This is a genomic window from Frankia alni ACN14a, assembly GCF_000058485.1.
Taxonomy (GTDB): Bacteria; Actinomycetota; Actinomycetes; order Frankiales; family Frankiaceae; genus Frankia; species Frankia alni.
On sequence record NC_008278.1, the window covers coordinates 6102457 to 6122959 of the forward strand.

The 20503-nt window shown below is 72.2% G+C and carries 12 protein-coding genes; 5 read left to right on the plus strand and 7 right to left on the minus strand.

What is annotated here, in order from left to right; translation table 11 throughout:
- Window positions 1-32 precede the first annotated feature (32 nt).
- The 4 genes from FRAAL_RS33305 to FRAAL_RS24600 form a co-directional block, all read right to left on the minus strand.
- Complete coding sequence (locus FRAAL_RS33305) at window positions 33-866, minus strand: ABC transporter substrate-binding protein (protein ID WP_011606726.1); 834 nt, start codon at window positions 864-866, stop codon at window positions 33-35.
- A 745-nt stretch (window positions 867-1611) separates the two neighbouring features.
- Window positions 1612-2175 (minus strand): hypothetical protein, encoded by a 564-nt coding sequence (locus FRAAL_RS33310; protein ID WP_162137492.1) that lies wholly within the window; start codon window positions 2173-2175, stop codon window positions 1612-1614.
- Between the two features lie 466 nt (window positions 2176-2641).
- On the minus strand, window positions 2642-4990 hold the full coding sequence (locus FRAAL_RS24595; protein WP_041939743.1) for an FUSC family protein: 2349 nt from the start codon (window positions 4988-4990) through the stop codon (window positions 2642-2644).
- Window positions 4991-5746: 756 nt separating this feature from the next.
- Window positions 5747-6781 carry a LysR family transcriptional regulator gene (locus FRAAL_RS24600; RefSeq protein WP_011606729.1) on the minus strand — a complete coding sequence of 345 codons (1035 nt, stop codon included), beginning with the start codon at window positions 6779-6781 and terminating at the stop codon, window positions 5747-5749.
- Window positions 6782-6948: 167 nt separating this feature from the next.
- On the opposite strand from FRAAL_RS24600, the gene FRAAL_RS24605 reads away from it, so the two are divergent.
- The 4 genes from FRAAL_RS24605 (at window position 6949) to FRAAL_RS24620 (ending at window position 11895) form a co-directional block, all read left to right on the plus strand.
- Window positions 6949-7614, plus strand: coding sequence for a succinate dehydrogenase cytochrome b subunit (locus FRAAL_RS24605; protein ID WP_011606730.1), 666 nt, complete (start codon window positions 6949-6951; stop codon window positions 7612-7614).
- Window positions 7615-7632: 18 nt separating this feature from the next.
- The gene (locus tag FRAAL_RS24610; RefSeq protein ID WP_011606731.1) at window positions 7633-9570 is read left to right on the plus strand and encodes a fumarate reductase/succinate dehydrogenase flavoprotein subunit; all 1938 of its coding nucleotides are present in this window, start codon (window positions 7633-7635) and stop codon (window positions 9568-9570) included.
- Window positions 9571-9681: 111 nt separating this feature from the next.
- On the plus strand, window positions 9682-10428 hold the full coding sequence (locus FRAAL_RS24615; protein ID WP_011606732.1) for a succinate dehydrogenase/fumarate reductase iron-sulfur subunit: 747 nt from the start codon (window positions 9682-9684) through the stop codon (window positions 10426-10428).
- 177 nt (window positions 10429-10605) lie between these two features.
- A complete protein-coding gene (locus FRAAL_RS24620) occupies window positions 10606-11895 on the plus strand; it encodes an NAD(P)/FAD-dependent oxidoreductase (RefSeq protein WP_011606733.1) in 1290 nt (429 codons plus the stop codon).
- 90 nt (window positions 11896-11985) lie between these two features.
- Here the strand turns inward: FRAAL_RS24620 and FRAAL_RS30725 are convergent, their stop codons facing one another.
- From FRAAL_RS30725 to FRAAL_RS24635, 3 genes are all read right to left on the minus strand, one after another.
- Entirely contained in the window at window positions 11986-13323 is a 1338-nt protein-coding gene (locus tag FRAAL_RS30725; protein ID WP_050997242.1) for a hypothetical protein, read from the minus strand.
- Window positions 13324-14000: 677 nt separating this feature from the next.
- The gene (locus FRAAL_RS24630) at window positions 14001-15830 is read right to left on the minus strand and encodes a DUF4012 domain-containing protein (protein WP_011606735.1); all 1830 of its coding nucleotides are present in this window, start codon (window positions 15828-15830) and stop codon (window positions 14001-14003) included.
- A 374-nt stretch (window positions 15831-16204) separates the two neighbouring features.
- A complete protein-coding gene (locus FRAAL_RS24635; protein WP_011606736.1) occupies window positions 16205-18298 on the minus strand; it encodes a tyrosine-protein kinase domain-containing protein in 2094 nt (697 codons plus the stop codon).
- Between the two features lie 116 nt (window positions 18299-18414).
- Here FRAAL_RS24635 and FRAAL_RS24640 point away from each other — a divergent pair, with 116 nt between their 5' ends.
- A complete protein-coding gene (locus FRAAL_RS24640; RefSeq protein ID WP_011606737.1) occupies window positions 18415-20481 on the plus strand; it encodes a nucleoside-diphosphate sugar epimerase/dehydratase in 2067 nt (688 codons plus the stop codon).
- Window positions 20482-20503: the final 22 nt, after the last annotated feature.

A 20503-nucleotide genomic window follows, 5' to 3' on the forward strand; every position in this document is an offset into this window, starting at 1 on the left:
GGTTCGGGTGGCGCCGGGCGCGGCGGTGACGGTCACCGGGCCGACCGATGCAGGGCCGCGCCGACCATGGTGACGGCCTGCCCGTTCAGGGGGCTCGGGGACAGGAAGACCGTGTTGGAAACGGTGACGATCCGCCGCTCGCGGACCGCGGTGATCCGGGCTAGCTGGGGGCTGGCCAGGATGGCGCTGACCAGGTCGGCGGCCTTCGCGGACCCGGCGAAGGTGATGGCGACGATGGCTTCCGGGTCGCGGGCGACGACCTCTTCGAGGTTCACGTTGGCGCTGTCACCGGGGAGATCGGCGAAGATGTTCGCCCCACCGGCCTGGGAGACGATGCCGTTGGCCAGGCCACCGCCGCCAATCGTGCCGATCGACTGCCCCGCCGCCGGCGCCGCGGACAGCACGAGTGTGCGAACGGGGGGCCTTCCTTCGAACAGAGCACGGGCCGGGGCGATCTCCGCCCCCAGCTGGGTGATCAGCGCCTCGCCTCGCTGCTCCACACCGAAAGCACGGGCCGTGTCCCGGATGAACTGCCACGTCGGGGCCAGGTCTCGCACCCGCGTCCCGGTTGGTGCGGCGCAGGCGACGACGACCGGGATACCGGCAACGGACAGGTCCCGGGCGGTCGGTGTGCCGGGAAACCCGCCCAGTTCCAGGGTGGAGGTGCCCAGAACGAGGTCGGGTCGTTCGGCGATCACCTGCTCCCGGTTGGGCAACCGGTCGGACAGCAGCGGAATCCTGTTCAGCCGGGTCCGGTCACCGGTCGGGTACGCGGCGAAGAAGTCGTTGCCCGCCGTGGCGACCACCCGGTCGAGAAGGCCGAGTCGCAGCAGCAATCCGGCGGCGCCGCCGTCCAGGGTGACCACCCGGCGCGGCGTGCTCGGCGGTCTCACGGGAGTGGGGCAGTCCGCCGAACCACTGGCCGCGGATCCGTGGCCGCCGCCTGCGTTCCTGTCCCCCGACAGGCCACCGCCCGGGCTGGCCGCCGCAGGGGCACCGGCGGAAGCGTCGTGTGCCACGGCAGACGAGTCGGCGCAGCCCGCCGCGGAGCAGGCTACGAGCGCGATCGACGCCGCAAGCACCCGGGATCCTCGGCGCCCGAGCCGCGATCGGTGAGAGCGGACGGGTCCCTGCCTCCCGCCGTGTCCGGACCGAATCACGCGGTCGGCGCCGAGCTGACGGGTAGCTGCCCGCGGGCGGCTCGAATCCGGGGCCCCTTGGCTCGGTGCGGGCGGGGAAGAACTCGCGGAAGGCGAAAGATCCTCACCAGGCGAGAAGATGTATTTGCAGTGCGTCACAACAGTCTCCCTTGGCTGGGCAGACGTGAGCACGGCCATGGGTCGACCCCACCGGGGCCGCCCACGGCTCGCAGACGGGGTTCGGCTACCTGCGGGCACGAGGAGATACCCAACCGGTGAGTACGGCCTTCCAGAGGCCGAACGCGTGCCGCTCAGGCGCCAGCGGCGTGAAGCGGCGAGCAACGCCCATCCATCTCGACGGAGCGCGCAGGACGCCGGGGCACAGCCCGGCCGATCCGTCAGCGTCCCCGCGGTCGCCCGTCCGCTCGAGGCAGTGTCGGCAGTAGGCCGTGGGACAGGCCTCGGCAGCCGGTCAGGTTGTGCCGGGAACCGGCGGCCCTCGGCGGATGACGACATGGCGGAGCAGCACAAGGCGGCGAACCGGTCGGTTGGTTGCCGGCTTCCACGCTGCGCGGCCCGGCCTGGGCCGGCGTGTTCCATTCGGGCGTCGGCGCAGCCGCCTGACCACTCGCCGGGCCACCCGGACGACGCCGCTGGTCACCCGCCACAGGGCATGTTCCCCGATGGCGAGCCACCAGGTGAGCAGGAGGGCCGCGCCGAGGTGGGCTGCGGCCATCGCCGGTCCTCCGGGCAGCAGGTTCACGCCGGAATGCCCGACCGTCCCGCCGGGTCCGACCTCGCCGGCGAGCCCCCCGCTCCGGCTCGCGCCGTGGGTGGGCATGGCCAGGGTGAACGCGACATGCAGCCCCACCTGAACGGAGAGCATGAGCCCGGCGAGGCGTCGCCGGCACATCGGCCGGTCGGCGACGCCCCAGCAGATCCGCGCGGCCAGCGCCGCGCCTACCCCCAGAACCGGCAGCGAAGGCGGCCGAGCACAGGTTGTGAGGTGAGCGGCCGTCGCCAGTCCGACGGCCACGCCGGCCACGGTCGCGGTGCGCACCGCACGCCCGACTCGTGTCGCGGCCCAGATCACAGTCCCAGCATCCTAGCTCTTCGCGGACAGAGTCCTTACTTTCCGCAACGCTCCACGCTTATGCGTGACCGAACATGTGCTGCCTGCGGTTATTCTACGAGATGTAGAGGTGAGGTTCCATCTTCTGATGCGGTTCGCAGCCACCACAGTCCGTACGGGTGGTCGTACGTGACGCCTGCCCGGTGCCTTCCTGGGGCGAACATCCGCAATCATCGAAACGTCGTTCGGCATCGGGCACCGTAGAGCACACCGATCGCCACGGCCGGAGAAAATCTGAGCCCCTGATGTGACGGCTGCGAGACGGGCAACCCAATCCACGAGCAGCGAGGGCCGTGGTCCGTGGGTTTCGGAGGGCCGCCCCACGGACGGCTCCCGGCACGGCGGGTCGTACCCGCCGTGCCGGGCCCGGTCAGCCGACGCCGACGGTGTCGTAGTCGGCGATGCGCAGGGACATCGTCTCGGCGAGGCGGGCCATGGCGCCGTCGATGAGCTTGAGGTCGCGGATGGCGAGCTGGCCGTCGTGGACGGTGCCGGCCTGCTCCTCGCTGCGACGTTCGGCCCGGTCGAGCAGCGCCGACGAGCGGGTGTAGGTCGCGTCGCGCGGGCCGTTGAGCGCGGCGGCGATGACGTCCAGCGACTCGTGCAGGGTCGCGGTCGCCCCCTTGATCTCCCGTCGGCTGCCGAGGTCGAGCGGGCCGGCCCTGTCGACGTCGTGGACGAGGTTGCGGCTGTAGCTGCGCGACGCGGTGGCCAGGCGCATGACCTCCCCGATGCCCTCGTCGATGCCGCCGACCGCATTGCGGCGCAGGGGCTGGGCGGTCGCGACCAGGCCCTGGTAGGCGGCGTCGACGGCGCGGGCGTCGGCCCGCAGGGCGGTGTCGCCGCCGACCGGGTCGCCGAGCAGGCGGGCGCTGGCGTGCTCGACGAGGTCCGCCACCGCCTGCACGTACGCCCGCAGGGCAACCCGCAGCACTCGGCGCGTACGCAGCGGGAACACCACCATCACGACCACGATGGCGACCCCGGCGCCCAGGGCGGTCTCCTCCAGCCGCAGGCGCAGCAGCGAGTTGGAGAACTCGTCGAGCTGGACGTAGAGCTGGGAGACCATCACGGTGATCCCGACGACCATGAAGGCGTAGTTGATCCGCATCAGGTAGAAGCCGAGGAACAGCGACACGAAGATGACCGTGAGCGACAGCGCGGTGTCGTGGCCGACCGCGTGCGCGAGCACCGAGCCGATCAGGATGCCGACCAGCGTGCCGATCACCCGGGACAGCGCCTTGCGCACCTGCTCGCCGGAGTTGTTCGCCCCCATGAAGGTGATGAACGCGGCGATCACCGCCCAGTAGAACCGCCGGCCCGACAACAGGTCGCCGAGCGCGATCGCCGCCGCGACCGCGACGCCCATCTGGATGGCCGCCCGAACGTGCGGTGCGAGCCGGATGCTGCCACCGGGACGCTCGCCCCGTTCCAGCGAGGCCACGGCGCTGGGCACCGCGGACCCCGGCAGCCAGCCGCCGAACAGCATCACCGACGGCTGGAACGCGGCCGCGCCGTCCTCGGCCTTCGCCGAGCCCAGGGCGAGCCACTGGACCATCGCCTCGGTCAGCGCGAGCACCGATCCGGCGAAGCGGTGCACGACGACGACCGCGGTGCGGTCCCGGCTGCCGGCGAGGGGATCGGGGTCGTGGTCGACCGCCCGCAGCAGCTCGATCAGCGCACGGGCGTGAGCGTTGGCCGCCTCGGCGTCGCGGTCGAGGATCCCGTTCAGGGCGCCGCGGACCTCGGCGAGCTGGTCGGCGGGCAGGCCGAGGCGGGCCATGGCCTGGGCGAACCGGGCGACGTTGGTCAGGGCCAGCTCGACGTCGAACAGGCGCTGGTGCAGCAGCTGGCCCGACGAGCCGTCCGCCACCGCGGCGGGATCGCCGAGCTGGGCGTCGATCATCAGGGCGGCCTCGTTGAGCCGGACGAGCTGACGCTGCAGGCGCTGCTCCTGGCGTTCGCCGTGCTCCGGGTCCTCGAACAGCTCCAGGGCCAGCTTCGCCACCTTGCGGGCGCGGGCGGCGTAGGAACGCTGGGTCCGCTGCAGGGCCTTCGCGGGATGCGGGTAGAACAGCACGAAGCGGACGATGATCGCCACCGCCAGCCCCACCCCGAGCTCGGCGCACAGCCAGCCGAGGTCACCCAGCGACACGCCTGCCCCGAGGAAGAACCCCAGGAAGACGCCCATGAACAGCAGCATGCCGCCGATGAAGCCGCGCAGGCCGAAACGCCGGCAGTAGGTGCCGACCGCCAGGCTGAGGGCGAGGACGATCAGCGAGATCGTCCGGTGATCGGCGAGGCTGATGCCGAGCACGAGCATCGGGACCAGGGGGACCGGCAGCAGGAGCATCGTCACGAGCTGGCCCCGCGCGGTCGCGTCCATCACCCCGAAGACCGAGATCAGCCCGATCAGCGCGCCCATCATCATGGCGATGACCTGGTACTGGTGGTTGGCCGCCGCCACCGCGGCCGCCTTCGCCGCCGGCAGGTGCGCGCCGTGGGTGTCGATCTGCAGCGCGTGGGTGGCCCGGACGAACAGCCACTCGACGAGCAGGATCGCGCCGATCGTGATGACGCAGTGCAGCGCCATCCGGAACCGGTTCAGGCCGGGGTCCGAGCCGAGGAAACGGTCGACCCAGCGGGTACGGAGCTGCTCGGCCGGTCGGGCCGGCGGGCTGGCGGTGGCGACGTCGAGCCGGACCTCACCGATGCTCAATACATCCCTCCAACGGGGGTCGCGATCCTGCCCTGGTCGAGGACCGGATCGGCTGGATGAGGGCGACGGGGGAACGCCCTCGCGCCTGACGCGGCGGTGCCCGGCGAACGGCAACGGTCATCCGGACCGGCGCCCGTGCGGGCGATGGACGCGGCCAGGCCGACGGCCCCGGCGGCGATCCGCACGATCGGAACCCTGATGTGCGGCCACCCGATGTGCGGCTATTGATAAGTTAGCAATATTTCAGCTTCCGGAGTGCATTCTCCGGATGTGGGAGATGTGACAGCGGGTGAGGGAATAGGGTGATCTCCCCCCGCGCCGTTCGGGCCGGTCCTGACGGGGCTCACCGCCCGCCCACCACCCACCACGGAACGTGCGACGATCCGCACCCCGCTCGTGGCGCCCGCCGCGCCCGGGCGAGATCAGCCCACCCCCTGTCGGTCGCCGAGAGCGACGATGATCTCGCCGGTCGCCCGCGGCGACGGCCACCGCCGGCACCCACGGGACGATAACCGGGCGCCACCATTCCCGAACCTGATTATCCGTAGACGGACTTCCCTGGGAGCCCTGATGCGCCGATTCCCCGGATCGCCGTCAGTACCGACTGAAACCACCACCAGTACGCGTGTCACCGGTACTGGTTTCACCGGTGCGGGCATCCCCGGTGCCGGTCAACGGGGAAAAGCCGGCCGGCGGCGATGTCCAACCAGCGGCCGTCCGGTTTCTCGAAGATTCTGCGATTCTGCGATTCTGCCGTTAGCTCGACTCGTCGGTTCCGGCCAGGCCCGTGAGGTCCGCGGCGGCGACGGGTAGCCCGGCGGAGACGGGGTCGGCGGAGGGGGCGGGGGCGGGACCGGCGCGGTCGCCGAGCAGGCGGGTGCCGTCGGGGAGGTTGCCGGTGGCGGAAGCGTGGCGCAGGTACTCCCACAGGGCGCGCTGGAGCTCGAGGGCGGCGCGGGTCGGCTCGACGTCGCGGCGCCGGGCCAACCCGATCGTGCGCTGCAGCCCGGGTGCCACGAAGGGGGTCACCCGCATGCCGAGCCGGCGGGCGACCATGCTCGGGATCACGGCACTGCCGAGCCCCGCCGCGACGAAGCCGAGTACCGCGTCCATCTCCCCGCCCTCGATCGCGAAGGTCGGCTCGAAGCCGACCTCCCGGCAGGCCGTCACGGTGGCCTCGCGCAGGTCGTAGCCGCGCCGGAACATGACCAGCGGGTGGTTGCGCAGGTCGGCGACGGTCAGCGAGCGACCCGTGACAACCGGCGGCTCGTCCAGGGAGGAGACCAGGACCAGGCTCTCCCGGATGAGCGGGGAGGTGGCCAGCGCCGGGTCGGAACTCTGCAGCGGCAGGATGATCAGGGCGAGGTCGAGGTCGCCGCCCGCGAGGTCGCGGACCAGGTCACGGGAGCCGCCCTCCTCGACCAGCAGGCGGATGCCCGGGTAGCGCTGGTGGAACAGGCGCAGCACGTCGGGCAGGAAGCCGGTGCACAGACTCGGTGTCGCGCCGAGGCGGACCGTGCCGTGGCGCAGGTCGAGCAGCTCGTTGACGCGCTGGCGAGCCGTCTCCGTGTCCGCGAGGATGCGCCGCGCCAACGGCAGCAGCGTCTCCCCCGCCGCGGTCAGGCTGATGTTGCCCCGAGCGCGGTTGAACAGTGGTGTGCCCAACTCCTGTTCGAGCGCGCGAACCTGTTGGGACAGTGAGGGTTGCGCCACATGCATCCGCTGCGCGGCCCGGGTGAAATGGCGGGTCTCCGCGACGGCGACGAAATAGGCGAGCTGGTGGAACTGCACGCCCGCCAGCGTAGACCTCGATAGCAGCCGACTATGGAGTCCAGGTTTATCATGTCTTGGACCACTCGAGGCCCCGGTTCTAGGGTGCGGGCGTGGCTGTAACAACCCCGACGCGACCGGCGCCCGCTGGACGCCCCCCGCGCCCCGCGCGATCCTCCTTCGCCCCGTTGAACTTCTGGCGTTCGACGATCGGCAAGAAGACCGTGATGGCGGTCACCGGTCTGCTGATGCTGCTGTTCCTGATCGTCCATATGCTCGGGAACCTGAAGATCTTCTTCGGCCGAACCGACTTCGACCACTACGCCCACTGGCTGCGCACGATCGGGAACCCGGTCCTGCACGAAAGCTGGTATCTGTGGATCCAGCGGTTCGTCCTGGTAGTGGCCGTCGTGCTACACGCCGTCTCGGCCTACCAGCTCAGCCGACGGGACCTGAAGGCCCGGCCGACGAAATACTCCCACCACCAGCGGGCCAGGGCCGGCTACGCCACGCACATCATGCGTTACGGCGGCATCACCCTGGCGCTGTTCATCGTTTACCACATCCTCGACTTCACCACGCTCACCCTGAACCGCCACGGAGTCGACGGCGCCGCCTACGACAACGTCGTGTCGAGCTTCAGCGTGTGGTGGGTCACGGCCATCTACATCGCCGCCATGATCTGCCTGGGCCTCCACATCCAGCACGGCTTCTGGAGTGCCGCCCAGACCCTCGGGTACAACCGGCCGAGCCGCGACCGCGCCTTCAAGGGTGTGGCGACGGGTCTCGCCGTGCTTCTCACGGTGGGATTCCTGATCGTTCCGGTGTCGGTCCTCGCCGGCCTCGTCGACTGACGCACGAAAGAGGCTGACATGTCCTTCTACAAGCTCGGCGACGACATCGCCGACACCACCGCGCCGGACGTGCCGATCGAGCAGCGCTGGGACAGGCGCCGCTTCGACGCCAAGCTGGTCAACCCGGCGAACCGGCGGCGACACAGCGTGATCGTCGTCGGGACGGGCCTGGCCGGCGGGGCCGCCGGAGCGACCCTCGCCGAGCAGGGCTACCACGTCATCCAGTTCTGCTACCAGGACTCGCCGCGCCGGGCGCACTCCATCGCCGCGCAGGGTGGCATCAACGCCGCGAAGAACTACCGCAACGACGGCGACTCGGTCTACCGGCTGTTCTACGACACGGTCAAGGGCGGCGACTTCCGGTCCCGGGAGTCCAACGTCTACCGGCTCGCGCAGACGTCGACCCAGATCATCGACCAGTGCGTGGCGCAGGGTGTGCCGTTCGCCCGCGAGTACGGCGGCCTGCTCGACACCCGGTCGTTCGGCGGCGTGCAGGTCGCGCGGACCTTCTACGCCCGCGGCCAGACGGGCCAGCAGCTGCTGATCGGCGCCTACCAGGCGTTGTCGCGCCAGATCGACGCCGGCAACGTCGAGATGCACGCGCGCACCGAGATGCTCGACCTGATCGTCATCGACGGCCGCGCCCGCGGCATCGTCGCCCGTGACCTGATCACCGGCCAGATCTCGACCTACATCGCCGACGCGGTCGTGCTGGCCACCGGCGGGTACGGCAACGTGTTCTACCTGTCGACGAACGCGAAGAACTCCAACGCGAGCGCGATCTGGCGGGCCCACCGGCGTGGGGCCTACTTCGCCAACCCGTGCTACACGCAGATCCACCCGACCTGCATCCCGCGTTCCGGCGACCACCAGTCCAAGCTCACCCTGATGAGCGAGTCGCTGCGCAACGACGGCCGGATCTGGGTGCCGAAGAACCCCGGCGACACCCGTTCGCCGGACCAGATCCCCGAGGCCGACCGCGACTACTACCTCGAGCGGATCTACCCGGGCTTCGGCAACCTGGTCCCCCGCGACATCGCCTCCCGCGCGGCGAAGAACCAGTGCGACCTGGGCCGCGGGGTCGGCCCCGGCGGCCTGGGCGTCTACCTCGACTTCGCCGACGCGATCAAGCGGATGGGCGAGGCCGCCGTCCGCGAGAAGTACGGCAACCTGTTCGAGATGTACGACCGGATCACCGGCGAGGACCCGTACAAGGTCCCGATGCGGATCTACCCGGCCATCCACTACACGATGGGTGGCCTGTGGGTGGACTACGACCTGCAGAGCACCATCCCGGGCTGCTTCGTCATCGGCGAGGCGAACTTCTCCGACCACGGCGCCAACCGGCTCGGCGCGAGCGCGCTGATGCAGGGCCTGGCCGACGGCTACTTCGTCCTGCCGCCGATGCTGGGCAACTACATCGCCTCGAACACGTTCGCCAAGGTCGACGCCAGCCACCCCGAGGTGGCCGCGACGGTCGCCGAGGCGACGGGCCGGCTGGACCGGCTGCTGTCGATCGACGGCGAGCGCACCGTCGACTCGTTCCACCGCGAGCTCGGCGAGATCCTCTGGGACGAGTGCGGGATGGCGCGCAGCGAGGACGGCCTGCGCAAGGCGCTGGGTCGGCTGCCCGAGCTGCGCGAGGAGTTCTGGCGCTCGGTGAAGGTGCCCGGCAGTGGCGCCACCATCAACCAGAGCCTGGAGCGGGCCAACCGGGTGTCGGACTTCCTCGAGCTCGGCGAGCTGCTGTGCGTCGACGCGCTGCACCGCGAGGAGTCCTGCGGCGGTCACTTCCGGGTCGAGAGCCAGACCCCGGACGGGGAGGCCCGCCGCGACGACGACCGGTTCGCCTACGCCGCCGCCTGGGAGTTCGGCGGCACCGGCGGCACCCCGATCCTGCACCGGGAGCCACTCGAGTTCGACTACGTCCACCTCGCCCAGCGCAACTACGCGTGAGAGACGGGGTCGGACAGCCATGAACCACGCGACACGAACGATCGACGCGCACACCATGACCCGCGCGCTCCCGACGAACCACGACAGCGCAGACAGCGCAAGGAGCCGACCGTGAAGCTCACCCTGCGGATCTGGCGCCAGGCCGGCCCGGCCGAACCCGGCCGCATGGTGGCCTACGAGGTGCCCGACGCGAACCCGGACATGTCCTTCCTCGAACTGCTCGACGTGCTCAACGAGCGGCTCACCCTGGAGGGCGAGGACCCGGTCACCTTCGACCACGACTGTCGCGAGGGCATCTGCGGCTCCTGCGGCGTGGTCATCAACGGCCAGGCGCACGGTCCGCGCGCCCTGACCACCACGTGCCAGCTGCATGTGCGCTCGTTCTCCGACGGCGACGTGATCGACGTCGAGCCCTGGCGCTCGGTTGCGTTCGGCGTGCTCAAGGACCTGATGGTGGACCGGTCGGGCCTCGACCGGATCATCCAGGCCGGCGGGTACATCAGCGCGCCGACGGGGAGCGCCCCCGAGGCGCACTCCACGCCGGTACCGAAGCCGATCGCGGACACCGCGTTCGACAACGCCACCTGCATCGGCTGCGGAGCCTGCGTCGCCGCCTGCCCGAACGGTTCGGCGATGCTGTTCACCTCGGCGAAGGTGACGCACCTCAACAGCCTGCCGCAGGGGGCGCCGGAGCGGGCGAGCCGCGTGCTCAACCTGGTCGAGGCGATGGACGCCGAGGGCTTCGGCGGCTGCACGAACACCGGCGAGTGCACCAACGCCTGCCCGAAGGGCATCCCGCTGGACAGCATCGCGACCCTCAACCGCGAGTACCTGCGCGCCTCCCTCGGCCGCAAGTAGCCCGCAAGGAGAAGGCCGGTCCGCGCCCCGTCGACAGCACCCCGTCGGCGGGGCGCCGCCATGCCACCGCCGCGATGCCACGCACCCTGCCCGCGCACCACCGATGAGCGCCCGAAAAATGCGGCATAGGTCGCGAACGGGACGGAACGGCAGCGGCGCCCCGACGGTCGGCGGACCATGGTGACGGTGGACAGGCAGGCGCGGGACGTTCCTGATCGGGTGGCGGTGATCGGCGGCGGGATGGTCGGGCTGTGCGTGGCCTGGTTCCTGCAGGAACGCGGGGTGCGGGTGACGGTCTTCGACCGGGACCGGCTCACCACCGGGCCGAGCTGGGCCGGCGCCGGCTCGTCGTGGGGCAACGCGGGTTGGCTCACCCCCGGCCTCGCCACGCCGCTGCCGGAGCCGGCGGTGCTGCGCTACGGGCTGAAGGTGCTGCTGCGGTCGGACTCACCGGTGTACGTGCCGCCGGTTGCCGACGCCGGGCTCGCCCGCTTCGTCGCCGGGTTCGTCCGGCACAGCACGACGGGTCGCTGGCGGCGCGCCATGCGGGCACTCGCACCGCTGACCCGGGCGGCCCTCGGCGCGTTCGACGAGCTCGCCGCGGGCGGCGTGACCGCGCCGACCCGGGCCGCCGCGCCCTTCCTCGCCGGCTACCGGGACCGTGCCGACCTCGACGCGCTGCTCGTCGAGCTCGCCGAGGTGCGCGCCGCCGGCCAGCCGGTCGACGCCGAGGTGCTCGATCCCCTCGCCGCCCGCGATCTCGAGCCGCTGCTGTCCGAGCAGGTCCGATACGTCGCCTCCGTGCACGGGCAGCGGTTCTGCGACCCGGGGCGCTTCGTCGCGGCCCTCGCCGACAGCGTGCGGGCCCGCGATGGCGTGGTCCACGAGTCGACGGCCGTCGCGGGCCTGCGGGAGGCCGGCGACCGGGTCGAGGTGCTCGGCCCGCTCCCGGCGGCGGGCGCGTTCAACGCCGCGGTCCTCGCCACCGGCGCCTGGCTACCCAGGCTGGCCCGGCCCTTCGGGGTCCGCCTGCCCGTGCAGGCCGGTCGCGGCTACAGCTTCCACGTCACGACCGAGCAGCCACCGAGCGGGCCGATCTACTTCCCGGCCTCCCGGGTGGCCTGCACACCCATCGGCGACGGCCTGCGGGTCGCCGGGATGATGGAGTTCCGCCATCCGGACGCGCCGCCGGATCCGCGGCGCACCCGCGCGGTGGTCGAGGCTACGCGCGGCCTGCTGCGCGGGGTCGACCTCGAGGCCCGCACGCACGAGTGGGTCGGACCGCGTCCCTGCACGCCGGACGGGCTGCCGCTGATCGGCCCGACCGCATCGCCGCGGGTGTTCGTCGCGGGCGGTCACGGCATGTGGGGCATCACCCTGGGCCCGGTCACCGGCCGACTTCTCGCCGACGCCGTGGTCGCCGGCACCCCCGCGGCCGATCTGGCCCCCTTCGACCCGCTGCGCTGACCCGCGGATCCCCGCCACGCTGACTGAGTGCGGCCGGGGTGGGCAGATTTCGCCCTCACCCGGCCGCACCGCCTCCGTTACCGGGCTCGATCAGGCCCCGGTACGGGGGGTGGCGCCGGCGACCCGACGACGCCGGGCCGCGACCCGCAGCAGCGCACCGCCGCCGAGCAGGGCCACCGCGATCGAGGCCATGGCTCCGGTCTCGACACCGGTGAAGGGCAGCGCGCCGCCCGCGGGTGCCGCCGCACCGACACCCACGCCCGCGCCGACCACGCCTACCCCGACGCCGGCGCCGACGAAGCACGGGCCGCCGTCACGCCTGTCGCGGTCCTTGTCGTCCTTGTCGTCGAACCAGTCGTCCTTGTCGTCGCGGCCGTCCTTGCCGCCCCAGCCGTCCTTGCCGTCCCGACCGTCCTTGTTGTCCCAGCCGTCCCGGCCGTCCCGGCCGTCCTTGTTGTCCCAGCCGTCCCGGCCGTCCCGGCCGTCCTTGTTGTCCCGACCGTCCCGGCCGTCCTTGTTGTCCCGGCCGTTCTTGCCGTCCCAGCCGTCCCAGCCGTTCTTGCCGTCCCAGCCGTTCTGGCCGCCCCAGCCGTTCTGGCCGCCCAGCTCGTCGGCCCGCGCCACCTTGTCGTTGCTGATGTTCCTGTTGCCGAACCCGTCCCTACCGAACCCGTCCCTACCGAAGCCGTTGTTGCCGAAGCCGTCCTTGCCGTCGCGGCCGTCCTTGCCGAAGCCGTCCTTGCCGTCGCGGCCGTCCCTGCCGAACCCGTCCTTGTCGCCGAAGCAGTCGTCGCGGTCGTGCCGACGCCTGCCGTGGTGGTCGAACACCCAGTCGCCGATCCAGTTGGTGATCCAGCCCGGGTTGAACGGCAGGCCCTCGATGCCGTCTTCACCGAACCCGACCACCAGCACGGACGCGCTGACGACGCGCGTCGCCAGCGCCTGCTTCGCGGGCGTCAGCGGAGCCGCCAGCCCGATGTTGATCGGGGGCAGGATCGGCTTGTCCTTACCCGGCTCGTACCCGGGTGGGAGGCCCGGACCCCCAGGACCCCCAGGACCGCCGGGACCCCCCGGACCGCCCGGTGTCTCTGGGCCCCCAGGGACACCCGGCCCGGCGGCCAGTCCTGGGGCAGCCTGGATGTCCTGATCGTCGAGCGACCCCGGACCCTCGGACACCCCCGGCGGCACCGGGCCACCCGGCGGGGGCGTCACCAGGGGCGGGGGCGTCACCAGGGACGGTCGATCGGCGATGCCCTCGCCGACCGCGGTGATGGTGTGCTGGCCGGTCCTCGGAAGGTTGACCGGCACGCTGAACGAACCCGCGCTGCCCACGGCCTGGGCCTCGTACAGGTATTCCCCGTCGAGCTCGATCTCGATCTGGGTGCCGGGGAGAAATCCGCAGCCACCGAAGGTCACGGTCTCGCCCAAAGTAACAACGGAATCGCTAAGGGTACCCGCCCCGGTCGGACCGGCGCACACGGAACCCTCAGGACCCTCGGAACCCTCAGAACCCACAGAACCCACAGGACCCACGGAACCCTCAGGACCCTCAGGACCCTCAGGACCCACGGAACCCACAGGACCCTCGGAACCCTCAGGACCCACGGAACCCACAGGACCATCAGGACCCACGGAACCCACAGGACCATCAGGACCCACGGAACCCACGGAACCCTCAGGACCCACGGAACCCACAGGACCCTCGGAACCCTCGGAACCCACAGCACCCACAGGCGGATAGACGGTGCCAGGCGGAGTGCCGGGCGGAGTGCCGGGCGGAGTGCCGGGCGGAGTGCCGGGCGGAGTGCCGGGCGGAGTGCCGGGCGGAGTGCCGGGCGGAGTGCCGGGCGGAGTGCCGGGCGGAGTGCCGGGCGGAGTGCCGGGCGGAGTGCCGGAGTCGTCGCCGAAGATGGGCTTGTCAAAGGCCGCGGCTGGAGAAGCCGGCAGGGCGGCGAGCGCCACACTGCCGCCTGCCACCAGTGCGACTCCGAGGGGTCGGAACTTCATACAGGCACTCTCCCTGCGGATCATCAGGCCAAACAGTTGGACGATTGACTACACGGAGAGTATCGATGATTACTCTCCGTGTCCACAACCCTCCGTAGTCAGTTCTTGACTCTGCGTGACCAGGGAGAAGTGATCGGCACCCCCTCGACGTCGAGGCGCTCGGGCACCGGCAGCGGCTGGGGACGGACCGCGAGCGCGGGGCCCGCCTGCGGCTCGAGCACCTTGAGTTCCAGGGTCCTGGTCTGGCCGCGGTCGACGGTCAGGTAGGTGGAGACGACGGGCAGGCCGTCCTCGGAACCGCTGGTCAGCCCGACCGGCTGGCCGTCGAGATGGGCACCGGCGAACAGGCTGTCCCGACCCGTGTACACCGACAGCCACAGGTTGTTCTGGGCCTGCGGGTTGGTCCCGCGTCCGCGGACATCCTGACGATCGCGGACGTACTCCGGCAGGCCGTCGGGGGCCACGTTGGTCAGTTGGACGGCGATCGTCACCGCACCGGCCCCGTTCGGTAGCCGCTGCACCCGATAGATGGTCCGGCGGCGAAGCCAGTAGTCGAGCTTGCTCGCCGTGGCGTTCTGCGTGACGACGGCGAGATAGGGCCCGGATCCCGTCGGCAACGCGCCACCCAGCGCGGTCGTCGAAAGAACGTCCTGCTCATCGGCGTGGTTACTTGACAGACTGAGTCGCCCCTCCCCCGCCGCCCTGGACAAGGCCGTGAGCAGCTTCGTCGTGTCCCCGCTGCCCGATTCCACCGCCGCATAGACGGCCTGGCCCACCTGCGCGAAGAAACGGTCCCGGGCAGGCACCGTCGGGATGCGGGCGTACACCCTGGACTCGACGAGGTCGACCAGGTTCGCCGCGGTGACGACCTGGCCGTCGGGCAGTACCGCGGGGCGGCTCGCCGCCAGCAGATAGGACAGCGTGGTCGGGTCGACGCTGATGGTGCCGTCCACGTCGATGCCGGTCCCGGACTGGTAGAGGTGGGAGTAGAGCTTGCCGACCGTGGGGTAGTCGGGCGTCAGGTTGGCGTTGGCCCACACCCGGTCCGGCCAGAACGACGCATAGCGCGCCGCGAACGGGCCCGGCAACATGGTGGCCGGGGTCTGCTGGGTGGGACCGCCGGGCAGCGACCCGTTGCCGGAGATGCCGTCGAGGGACAGGCGCCCCTGATCCGCGGTCAGCAGGCCGAAGCCGCCGATGATCCCGCCGGTCGCCCGGGACTCGGCGGGGTTCTGGACGATCAGCAGGTAGCGCCGCCGCTCGGTGGCGCCGAGCATGTCCGGCCCGATGCGGGCCGCCAGCGCCACGCTGTCCAACGCCCCGGACAGGGTCCGCCCGCGGTCGATCACCTCGGCGCGGGCGTCCTCGACGCCGCTGACCCGACCCGGCCAGCCGCAGGTCTCGGTTCTCTCGGCCGCCACCTGCAGCGCCGACAGCGCCGCTGCGGCCCGCTGCGCCGGCGCGCGGGCCGCCGCCAACGCCGAGACGTTGATCGTCATCTGGTGACGCAGCCGGTCCGGACTGAGGTCACCGCCGAGATCCGCGACGGCCGGCAGCCCGGCGCCGGCCATCGTGTCGACGGCCCGCACGAGCGCCGCCGCCGAGCGCAGCGGGCAGCCCGCCCACGGCAGGCGTCCGAAGGCCGACCACACCGGGTCGCCGGTGAGTGACCGGGCGGACCGGGCCCGTTCGGCGATCCCCGCCACCTGTGCCCGCAGCTCGCCGTCCGCCGGGATGTCCCCGGCCAGCACCTGCCGCTGCAACGTCGTGATGCGCGTGCGCGCCTCGTCGAGCTCGGAGCGGGCCATCAGACCGCGGACAGCCACCCAGCCGGTGAGGCCCACGATCACCGCGAACGCGACGGCGAGGCCTCCGACCAGCCAGCGGGCCCGTCCGCCGCGTCGGCTGGACGTCCCTGCGCCACCCACGGACCGCCCGCCGCCCGCGATCCCTTCCCCGACCACGCCCGGTTCCCCGGCCGGATCCGCCGCACCGCTCGCACCCGCCGCACCGCTCGCACCAGCCACGCTGGTCGCCTCGGACGCACCGATCCGGCCGGCGCCACCGATCTCATCGGCGGCAGGGCTGGCGGTTCCGGACGCGGGAGTCGCCGCACCCCGATCGGTCGGCCCGCCGGCCAGGGACGCCGAGCGCGCCCCGGCCCGGCTCGGCACGCCGTCCGGGGCGGAATCCACGCCGAGCTGGCGTGGAATGGCCTGCCCTGCGCCCGCGCGCCCGCCCGTGCCGCCGTTCTCCGTTCCCTCAGCCCCCGAAGTTCCCTCAGCCCCCGAATCCCCGGCCGTCACCGGTCAGACGGCGGTCGGGAGGAGTCGCGTCCGCCCGTCGCCACGGCGGAGCCGCCACCATCCGCGCCGTCACCATCCGCGCTGCCCGCGCCACGCGAGCTGCCGGCGCTCCGCGAGCCACCGATTCCGGGTGCCCCGCCGGTTCCGAGTGCCCCGCCGGTTCCGGGTGCCCCGCCGGTTCCGGGTGCCCCGCCGGTTCCGGGTGCCCCGCCGGGACCGGGAGAGCCTTCGGGCCGGCCGCCGGGTGCGCGGCGATCCGCGGGCGGCTTCGTCGCCGACCTGCCGACATCTCCCGGCCGAGTCTCACTCCGACGGGCACGGGCGCGCCCCGGGACGGCGTAGCCGCCGCGTAGCCCGGCACCGGCCAGGTCGGCGGGGTCGCCGGATTCCGCCGAGGCGGACGGGTCCGCGTCGATCGGTTCTCGCGCGGCCGGGACGGAGACTGCCCCAGGCCCGCCGTCCCCGGCCGAGCCTCGGATGCCGCCGGTACGACCGGCCGTGGCAGCAGACGACGACCTTCCCGACGACCTCCCCGCCGCCACGCCCGACGATGACGCGCCCGACGATGACGCGCCCGACGATGACGCGCCCGATGATGCTGTTCCCGACGACGACCCGGTCGGCATGGGGGCCCCGAGCGGCCGGGCGGGCCCGACGCCGGCGTCCGGTGCGGGGACTCTGGCCGCCCGCACCGCCGATGAGCGGGCGTGCCGGCCCCGCGGTGCGTAGTTGCCGTACTGGCCGAAGTAGTAGGCGTCCGGCCCCTTCGTCGGGACCATGTTCAGCACCGTGCCGACCATCCGGGCATCCACCGCGCGCAGCGCCTCGGCGGCGCGGCGAAGCTGCTCGCGGCGGGTCCGGCCGACCCGCGCCACCAGCAGCACCCCCTCGGCCCGGGTCGCCAGCACCGCCGCGTCGGTCACGGGCAGCAGGGGTGGGGCGTCGATCAGCACGATGTCGAATCGGGCCTGCAGCAGCTGGACGAGGTCGGCCATGCCCTTGGAGCCCAGCAGCTCGCTGGGGTTCGGGGGGACCGGTCCGGAGGCGAGCACCTCCACCCGGCCCTCCCCCACGCGCCCCTCGCCCCACGGCTGCAGCACGTCGTCGAGGTCGGCGGCGCCGATGAGGACGGAGGTCAGGCCCGCCGCGGACTCGACGCCGAGATAGTCGCCGAACGACGGCCGGCGCAGGTCGCCCTCGATCAGGCAGACCCGGGCACCGCCCTGCGCCAGACTGATGGCGAGGTTGCAGATCGTGGTGGTCTTGCCCTCGCCCGGCACGGAGCTGCTGACGAGGATCGACCGTGGGCCGGCGTCCACGTCGACGAACTGCAGGTTGGTGCGGAGCTGGCGGAAGGCCTCCGCTCGGGCGGAGTGCGGCCGGGCGTTGGTGATGAGCGGCCGGCGGACCGCGTCGGCGTCGAAGGCGATCACGGCCAGGTTGGGCAGGTCCGTCGACTCCCGCGCGTCCTCCTCCCCGGAGACGCTGGTGTCCAGGCGGAAGCGGGTGAACGCCACCGTCACCCCGGCCATCAGCCCCAGCAGCAGACCGAGGGCCAGGTTGCGGGTCGGTTGCGGGGAGACCGGCGAGACCGGCAGCTTGGCGCGTTCCCAGACGCTCACCCGGACCGACGGCGGTTCGTCGTCCGCGGGCGCCTCGATCTGGGCGACGGCGACGGAGAACGACTCGCCGACCGCGTCGGCGATCGACTGGGCCCGCCTGGGCACCCGGTCGCGGACGATGGCACGCAGCAGCACGGTGTCCGGAACGGCCTGCGCGGAGATCTGCCCCCGCAGCGCCTCCGGGGTGGTCTTCAGGTGGAGCCGGTCGATGACGGAGGCCGCCACCCGCTCGCTGGCCACGAGGTTCGCGTACGACTTCACCCGCTGTTGGGAGAGCAGCCCGCCCTGGTAGGCCGAGGCGGCGCCCTCGGCGTTGTCGGGCGAGGAGACGACCATGGTCACGGACGCGGCATACTCCTTCGTCGCCCGCCAGGTCGAGGCTGCGGCCAGCAGGCCGCCGAGCACCACGCAGGCCACCATGACCATCCAGCTGCGGCGAAGGACGCGGACATAGTCACGCAGCTCCACTCGTCGACCACCCTCCGGAGTCTATGTACCGACCACTCACCGTCATCGAGGACCACCTCAACATACTCGATGAGTAGCGATTATTTTACTCTCAGTCACGCTTACTCTATGGCCTCATGTGGAGACGTAGAGTAGACGGCACGGCCGACCAGCGGCGGACAGCGCACCTCGCGCGGCGCGTCCTGAGGCTCAACCTCCGCCAACGAGTGGGACTGCAGATCGCCCTGGACAGCGCGGCGATGGTCATCGGCCTCACGTCGGCCCAGCTCGGACGGTTCGACTTCGCCCACGACGCCCTGGCCGACCTCGGCTTCTGGGTGATCTGCGCCCTGGCGGTCTGCCTGCTCCACTTCTTGGGCACGGCCCTGCACCTCTATCTGGGGCGCTACCGCTTCGGCGGCTTCGAGGAGGTGCTCGGGCTGCTCGTGGCGGTGCTGTTGACGAACGTCGGCGTGCTCGTCGTCATCGCCGCGTTCGGCTCGCCGCGCCCGATGCCGCTGAGCGTGCCGCCGCTCGGCGGCGCGGTGACCCTGGTCGTGATGTTCGGCGTGCGTTACCTGTGGCGACTGGTGGAGGAGCAGCTGCGCCGGCCGAACCGGGACAGCGCCGAGCCGGTGCTGATCTTCGGCGCCGGCGACGGAGCCGAAGGGGTCCTCACGGCGATGATGCGCACCCAGGACAGCCCCTATTACCCCGTCGCCCTGCTGGACGACGACCCGAACCTGCACAACCTGCGTCTGCTCGGGGTCCGGGTGCTCGGTGGACGGGAGTCGATCGGCCCGGTCGCGGCGGCCACCGGAGCGAGAACCCTGCTGGTGGCCATCCCGAGCGCGGACGCCGGACTGCTCCGGGACATCAGCAGAATCGCCGAGAGCGTCGGCCTCACCGTGAAGGTCCTTCCCAAGGTCGGCGACCTGATCGACGGACGGGTCGGCGTCGGCGACATCCGCGACCTGGACCTCGCCGACCTGCTCGGCCGCCGCCAGGTCCGCACCGACATGGCCGCCGCCGCCAGCTACCTGGTGGGGCGCCGGGTGCTGGTGACCGGTGCGGGCGGGTCGATCGGCTCCGAGCTGTGCCGGCAGATCGCCGGCTACCGCCCGGCCGAACTGATCATGCTGGACCGGGACGAGTCCGCGCTGCGGGCGGTGCAGCTGTCGCTCACCGGCCGCGCGATGCTCGACGACGACGCGATCGTGCTCGGCGACATCCGCGACCTCGACCTCGTCACCACGCTGTTCATGGAGCGCCGCCCGCAGGTCGTCTTCCACGCCGCGGCCCTCAAACACCTCCCGCTACTCGAACGCTTCCCCGGGGAGTCGGTGAAGACCAACGTCTGGGGCACGCTGGCGATCCTGCGCACGGCCGTGGCCTGCGGCGTCGAACGGTTGGTGAACATCTCGACGGACAAGGCCGCCAACCCGGTCAGCGCGCTGGGCTACTCGAAGCGGATCACCGAACGGCTCACCGCCCACCTGGCCCGGGAGGCCAGCGGGACGCTGGTCAGCGTGCGGTTCGGCAACGTGCTGGGCAGCAACGGCTCCGTGCTCACCGTCTTCGCCGGCCAGCTCGCCGCCGGTGGCCCGATCACGGTCACCCATCCCGACGTCACCCGATACTTCATGACCATCCCCGAGGCCGTGCAGCTCGTGCTGCAGGCCGGCGCGCTCGGCGCTCCCGGGGAGGCCCTCGTCCTCGACATGGGGGAGCCGGTGCGGATCGCGGACGTCGCCGCGCGGCTCGCGGCGCGCGAGAAGCGGCCGATCGAGATCGTCTACACCGGTCTGGGCCGCGGGGAGAAGCTGCACGAGGAGCTGTTCGGCGACGGCGAGACCGACCAGCGCCCGCACCATCCCCTGATCTCGCACGTCGACGTGCCCTCGCTGGACCCGACCCGGGCGCTCGCCCTCGACCCCTGGGCCCCGCCGGAGCGGGTGCTGGCCGAGCTCGCCGCCCTGGCCCGCGAGGCCGTCCTCGTCCCCGCCACCGCGACTGTCGAGGCCCCGACCGCCGCGACCGCTCCGACCGCCCCGACCGCCCCGGCGGCTCCTGTCCTTCCGGCAGACCCGGTCCTCCCGCCAGCCCCGGTCCTCCCGGCGGCCTCCGTCCTCCCGGCGGGCGGCCTGATTCCCCGCCAGCCGACCGCGGACCGTTCCGACGCGGCCCGGCCCGCCACGCCGTGACCCGGGCGGGCGGCGGCGGGAC

Coding starts and splice junctions, on each gene's coding strand:
- FRAAL_RS24620 (WP_011606733.1), top strand. CDS start 10,606: ATGGTGACGGTGGACAGGCAGGCGCGGGACGTTCCTGATCGGGTGGCG.
- FRAAL_RS24610 (WP_011606731.1), top strand. CDS start 7,633: ATGTCCTTCTACAAGCTCGGCGACGACATCGCCGACACCACCGCGCCG.
- FRAAL_RS24640 (WP_011606737.1), top strand. CDS start 18,415: ATGTGGAGACGTAGAGTAGACGGCACGGCCGACCAGCGGCGGACAGCG.